Raw genomic sequence first — 6,247 nt, forward strand, 5'->3', positions numbered from 1 at the left:
CGGGCGGAACGCGCCACCGTCAAACCAGGACATCGCCCGCGTCGTGGTCGGCGCCCTGATCGACCCACAACGCCATCACGGCCGCACCTACCGGCCGACCGGCCCGGAGTTGTTGGACGGCGATCAGATGGCCGAGGTGCTGTCCACCCTGCTTGACCGAAAGGTCAGGGCGGTAGCTCTGCCACTGTTGGTGGTGTTCAAGGCCTTGCGGGTCGGTGGCATTGACCGATTCCAACAGCTGCAATTGCGGGAGTACTTCGCCGAACACGAGCGGGGCGCGTTCGAGTTCGGCGCACCGACCGATCACGTCCGGCTGGTGGCGGGGATGGAACCGGAGTCATTCGAGACCACGGCGCGCCGTTACGCGCAGCTTCCCATCGCGCAACGCACCCCTGCGAACACGGCGAGGGCGCTGGCGAAGTTCCTGCGTATCGGTGTGACACCTCGCTACAACCTCGACCGCTTCGCCCGGCAACAGCTGCACCCCCAACCCCACGCGCCGAGTTACGTCATGGATTCGCCAGTGTGGCGTCATGAGCACTCCGAGTTTCAGCCCCATCCCAACGCGATCGCTAGTTGACCGCCGCGACACGCGTCGGCTTAATCCGCCCACTTTTCACGATAGGAACTTGACCATGACCTACACCGAACACGGGGTCAAGGAAACGGTGGACCGCCTGCTCGCTGAGCACGGACTGGCCGATCCCATCACACCCGAGCAGCTCAATCTCCTCGACCAGTACCACATCGGCGGTCTCGATGCGGTCGATAGCGTCACCGCGGCGATGGCGCTGGCGCCAGACGATCGCGTCCTCGACATCGGGTCGGGATTCGGCGGCCCGGCCCGCCGAATCGCCCAGAAACACGGTGCAACGGTGCACGGCATCGATATCACCCGCGGCTACGTCAACACCGCGACACACCTCACCCAGCGGTGCGGGCTCGCACATTTGGTCACCTTCGAGTGCGCCGGCATCGAGGACCACCACCCCGCTCGGCCGTATACGGCCGCGTTGAGCATGCACGTCCAAATGAACATCGCCGACAAAGCACGTTGGTACCGGGCCATCGCCGATCAGCTCGCCGAGGGCAGCCAGTTCGCGATCTGGGATGTCTGCAGCGCCAACAGCAACGCACCCATCCGCTGGCCGCTGCCGTGGTCGATCAACGGCACCGATAGCCACGTCGTGCAGCCTGACGAACTCCGAGCCGCGATCACTAGCGGGGGCTTCGACTGTCTCGACTGGGTCGACGAGTCCCACTGGGTCAGTGCCTGGGTCAAGAAGACCTTCGGGGCTGGGCTACCAGCCGGACCGGGCATACCCATGATCATCGACGACGGGTGGACCCGCACCGCCAACTTCGCCGGCGCCCTCGAAGCTGGCACGCTCACGGTCGTTCGTGGCCGTTTCGCCAAGCACGCGTCCTAACGACCCTGCATCCAACCTCAGTTGTATCGCATGTCCGGAAGGGACTTTTCCGACTCAGACAGAGGCGCTCGATCGGGTTCGCCGAGTGCCAGGTATAGGGCGCGCATGGCGGCGCGAATGGGCCAGTTCACCGGTGATCCGGCGCACCGCGGCCTGGGCCTGATCGCGCTGCTGCTCTCCGCGTAATTTCAGCTTCGCGGCGATCGAGCGGGCCCGCCGCCCGCCGAGCGCCGCCGATCCCGCAACGCGGTGCGGGTCGCACCACCGACGGCTTTGATCCGCGCCACTACTGCGGGCCATCGAACCGATCGCCTGGGCCAGCAGACCCGAATCGGTCGGATAGGACACCGCAGCCGGGATGACGGTGGTGTCGGCGCGGACCTTGTCGGTGCGCAGCAGTTTCGCCGCGGCCGCCTTCGCCAGCGGCGCCTCGTTCAGCCCGGCGACCGCGTCTTCGCCGCAGCGAGTGGTGATCTTCATCAACGTCGGGGGGTGCGGCACCCGGGTACCGAACGGGATTCGGCAAAACCGCTGCCAGGAAATCGAATCGGACACTTCCCGGCACAACGACTCATAGCCCAGCCGGTAGCGGAACTTCAGAAACATCAACCGCAGATAGGTCTCCATCGGAATCGACGGCCGACCGATCCGGGCGTCGAAATGGGCGGCGAACGGACCGAAGAACACCGAGTCCTCCAGCAGTGCATCCACCCGCCCAGCTCGACGGGCAGGACCAACAACTCCGGCGGCAGGACCGCATCCCACAACGTCGGCTGGTCGTTTACAGTTCTGAGCACGATGGCCTCAATCCCTTCTCACCAAGGGGTTGAGGCCATCTTCGCGCCCAAAAGCACCACCATCAGGGACCGCCACGCCCCGACTTTTTCAGGTCGAAGTAGCTAGGAGGAACGGCTGATTCATCAGATGAACGTCCCCCATCCTCCTGTCGTCCTCGCCCGCCGTTTTACGTCCCCGCCGCCGCGCTCACGCCGGCGGCAGCCAGCGTGACTCAGCGGATTCGGCCCGGCCCTCCAGTTCGGCGATCTCACTGTGCGGAATGTGGTCGAACAGCCGCGCTTGTGCCATGTCAGCGGCGTGAACGGGGCGTGCCCAGGAGTCAGCCAGCGACCGGCGGCGATGGGCCTCAGGCTGGTGGGCAACGGGACAACGTCCGGTGTTCACCCCGTACCGCCGTGTCGCGAACCGTAGTCGGAAACGTCTTGATCCGGCCCAGCAGGCCGCGACCAGGTCGGCTGCGACACGGGAGCCGTCCTTGATCGTCGATCGCCGAGTCCGAGTGGTCGTGCTGGGCGCGGTTCTGATGGTCCTCGCGGTGTTGGGGACGGTGGTGAGCGTGTCGCTGCCGCGTTGCTCCGCGGAGTGTCCGCCCGCCAGGGCCAGTGCTCCCGCGGGCGTCGTGAACCTTGCGCCGCCAATGCCGGCGACGATGACCATCACCCCGACCGCGGATGCCCGCGACGTCGATCCCCTTGGCACCGTTGCGGTTACCGCGACGTCGGGAACACTCACTGACGTCTCGATGCTCAACGAGCATGGCAATCGCATCGTTGGCGTCATGACACCGGACGGCACGGTATGGAAACCCTGCGTCCCCTCGGCTACGGCCGGACCTACACCCTGACCGCCACCGGCGCCGGAACCGATGGCACGCCGGTGACTCAGGTGTCCACGTTCTCCACCCTGACCCCGGGCAATCAAACGAAGGTCTATCTCAACACCACCGTAGGTACCGCGCTACAAGACGGCGGCACCTACGGCATCGGCACGGTGATCGCCGCCCACTTCGATGAGCCGATCACCGATCGCGCAGCCGCCGAACGCCGGCTGTCGGTGACCACGTCTCCGGCCGTGGCCGGGTCGTGGTATTGGCTCGATGACCAAAATGCCCACTGGCGACCACAGCGATACTTTGCGCCCGGCACGTCGGTCACCGCAAACGCGAACATCTACGCAATCCCGTTGGGCGAGGGCCTCTACGGGCAAGAAGACAGCTGGGCGAACTTCACCGTCGGCGACGCCCACGTCTCGATCGCCGACGACCGCACCAAACAGGTCAGTGTCTACGACAACGGCGCCCTGGTCCGCACGATGCCCACCTCGATGGGAATGGGTGGCAGTGAAACGATTGGCGGGCAGACCATCTCATTTTGGACCCAGCCCGGCATCTACACCGTGATGGACAAAGCCAATCCGGTGATCATGGACTCGTCGACCTTCGGGCTGCCCATCAACTCGCGGCTGGGCTATCGAGAAACCATCCGCTACGCCACCCGAATCAGCACCGACGGCGTCTACCTGCACCAACTCGAGAGCACGGTGTGGGCACAGGGCAACACCAACGTCTCGCACGGCTGCTTGAACCTCAACGCCGACAACGCCCAATGGTTCTTCGACTTCTCCCAACCCGGAGACATCGTCGAAGTCCGCAACACCGGCGGCGAACCCCTCCAAGTGTGGCAAAACGGCGACTGGAGCATGCCGTGGGAACAATGGTTGACAGGTAGCGCGCTGGGCTGACCGTGACGCGTCGCCGGCGCAGTTCGGGCGTGCGCGGTGGGCTTGCGGGTACAACGAGTCACGACAGGAGAACACTGGACATGGCCAAATTGACGAGACGAGCGGCGCTGGTCTTGCTCGGCACGGGCGGAGGGCTCCTCGGCCTGGGGTACGCGGTGCGCAGCATCGTGGGCGCGCCTTTGCCCGACGTGAAGCCCAACGGGTTCAACGACATCGCGACCTCGCAGATGATGGGCCCGGGGATGATGGGCGGCGTGTCGGGTGGCGAGATGAGCACCTACATGGAGATGTTCAACCGGCACACTGAGCTCCGCCGCACCGTCGAGGACATTCCCGGTGGCGTGCGCACCACCACCGAATCGGATTCCCCCGACCTCGTTGCCCAACTGCAGGGGCACGTGTCGGCGATGTACACCCACGTCGCCCAGGGTGCCGAGGTGATGTGCATGAGCCAGAGCCTGCCGACTCTGTTCAACCGCGCCGCCGACTACCAACGCCAACTCAGCTTCACCCCCAAGGGCGTTGTCGCGGTGGAAACCTCGAGCGATCCGGACATGACGCAAGCCATCCGGGCGCACGCGCGAGAAGTTTCCGGCTTCGTCGATGACGGCATGCCGGCGATGATGAAGCCGATGATGGGAATGGGTTCCTAGTTGCACTCATCCATTGAGGTCGGAGCCGACAAGATGGCGAAGAGGACCGTTCACCCGGTGCGCATGCCCACCAGCGGCGCGCCCGGTCGAGGTGGCCGCAACGCACACCGGTGGCACACCACGTCCTCATCGCCCCTTCACACCTCAGCGCTAGCTGGGCGTTCGTAATGCCCACTGTTGCCAGATCGTCGAGACAAGAGAGGTGAACAGCCCATGACATCCACCAAGGATCACCCAGCCCGGTGGCATCGCTACTGGGACAAGAAGTCCCGCTCCTATGACAAGGAGATGCGGTTCTTCGAACGTCACTTGTTCGGAGATTCCCGCAGCTGGGCGTGTGGACAGGCCACCGGGGAGGTGCTGGAGGTCGCCGTCGGAACCGGGCTCAACCTCGGCGCCTACCCCGACGACATCACGCTGACCGGCATCGACCTCAGCGACCCGATGCTCGACATCGCCCGCGCCCGGGCCGTCGAGCTTGGGCGCACCGCCACCCTGCTGCAGGGCGACGCCCACACGCTCACGTTCGACGACGCCTCCTTCGATACCGTCGTCTGCACATTCGGGCTGTGCGCGATCCCCGACCCCACCGTGGCCATCTCCGAGATGACCCGAGTCCTGCGACCCGGTGGACAGCTCATCCTCGTCGATCACATCGAAAGCTCCTCGCGGCCCGCGCGTGTGGTGCAGCGCGTCCTGGAAACCGTCACCGTCCCCTTGGGCGGCGAACACTTCCTGCGCCGCCCACTCACCCAGGTCCGCGCGACCGGATTCGACATCGAACGTGTCGAGCGGTTCAAGCTGGGCCTCGTCGAACGCCTCGTCGCCCGCAAACCAGCACCCATGACAGGAAATCAGAACCAATCCCAACCCAGATATGAGGAGTCACCGCATGAGCCGCAACAACGTCCTGGTCACCGCCGACTGGGCTGAACTGAATCTGGACAACCCGAACGTGGTATTCGTCGAGGTCGACGAGGACACCACCGCCTACGACGGTGGTCACATCGAGGGTGCGGTCAAACTCGACTGGCGCACCGACCTGCAGGCCCCGGTGCGCCGCGACTTCGTCAACCAGGACCAATTCTCCGAGCTGCTGTCTGACCGCGGCATCGCAGGCGACGACACCGTGATCCTCTACGGCGGCAACAACAACTGGTTCGCCGCCTACGCCTACTGGTACTTCAAGCTCTACGGGCACGACAACGTCAAGCTGCTCGACGGCGGCCGCAAGAAATGGGAACTCGACGCTCGCCCGCTGAGCACCGAGGCCGTTCACCGGCCGGGCACCCACTACAAGGCCGAGGCGCCGGACGTGTCGATCCGCGCGTTCCGCGACGAAGTCCTCGACGCGATCGGGACCAAGAACCTGGTCGACGTCCGCTCCCCCGACGAATTCTCCGGCAAGATACTGGCCCCCGCGCACCTGCCACAGGAGCAGGCACAGCGTGCCGGTCACATCAGCGGCACGATCAACGTGCCGTGGAGTCGGGCCGCCGACGAGGACGGCACGTTCAAGTCCGACGAGGACCTGACGGCGATCTACGCCCACGCCGGCCTGGACGGATCCCAGCCGACCATCGCGTACTGCCGCATCGGTGAGCGGTCCTCGCATACCTGGTTCGT

Annotated in this window: 5 protein-coding genes and 2 pseudogenes; 6 read left to right on the top strand and 1 reads right to left on the bottom strand. The window is 65.2% G+C overall.

Annotation, left to right across the window (positions count from 1 at the left end):
• Together QOI01_RS09375 and QOI01_RS09380 are read left to right on the top strand one after the other, a co-directional pair.
• Positions 1–580, top strand: a 580-nt coding sequence (locus QOI01_RS09375; protein ID WP_526380178.1) for a Rossmann-fold NAD(P)-binding domain-containing protein, incomplete at its 5' end; no start/stop codon positions are given.
• Between the two features lie 55 nt (positions 581–635).
• Positions 636–1,430, top strand: a complete 795-nt coding sequence (locus QOI01_RS09380; protein ID WP_526380180.1) for an SAM-dependent methyltransferase — start codon at positions 636–638, stop codon at positions 1,428–1,430.
• 120 nt (positions 1,431–1,550) lie between these two features.
• Here QOI01_RS09380 and QOI01_RS09385 read toward each other — a convergent pair.
• Positions 1,551–2,227: pseudogene (locus QOI01_RS09385) on the bottom strand (transposase); the annotation flags it as partial.
• Between the two features lie 524 nt (positions 2,228–2,751).
• Between QOI01_RS09385 and QOI01_RS09390 the strand changes: the two are divergent.
• The 4 genes and pseudogenes from QOI01_RS09390 to QOI01_RS09405 all read left to right on the top strand — a co-directional run.
• A pseudogene (locus tag QOI01_RS09390) lies at positions 2,752–3,968 on the top strand (Ig-like domain-containing protein).
• A gap of 80 nt (positions 3,969–4,048) precedes the next feature.
• Entirely contained in the window at positions 4,049–4,621 is a 573-nt protein-coding gene (locus QOI01_RS09395; RefSeq protein WP_526380182.1) for a hypothetical protein, read from the top strand.
• A 213-nt stretch (positions 4,622–4,834) separates the two neighbouring features.
• On the top strand, positions 4,835–5,554 hold the full coding sequence (locus QOI01_RS09400; RefSeq protein WP_526380184.1) for a methyltransferase domain-containing protein: 720 nt from the start codon (positions 4,835–4,837) through the stop codon (positions 5,552–5,554).
• The coding region (locus QOI01_RS09405; protein ID WP_526380186.1) for a sulfurtransferase at positions 5,514–6,247 on the top strand (734 nt) is incomplete at its 3' end. The genes QOI01_RS09400 and QOI01_RS09405, both read left to right, overlap by 41 nt.

Origin of the sequence: Mycobacterium sp. (assembly GCF_032162605.1) — a bacterium.
GTDB lineage: Bacteria > Actinomycetota > Actinomycetes > Mycobacteriales > Mycobacteriaceae > Mycobacterium.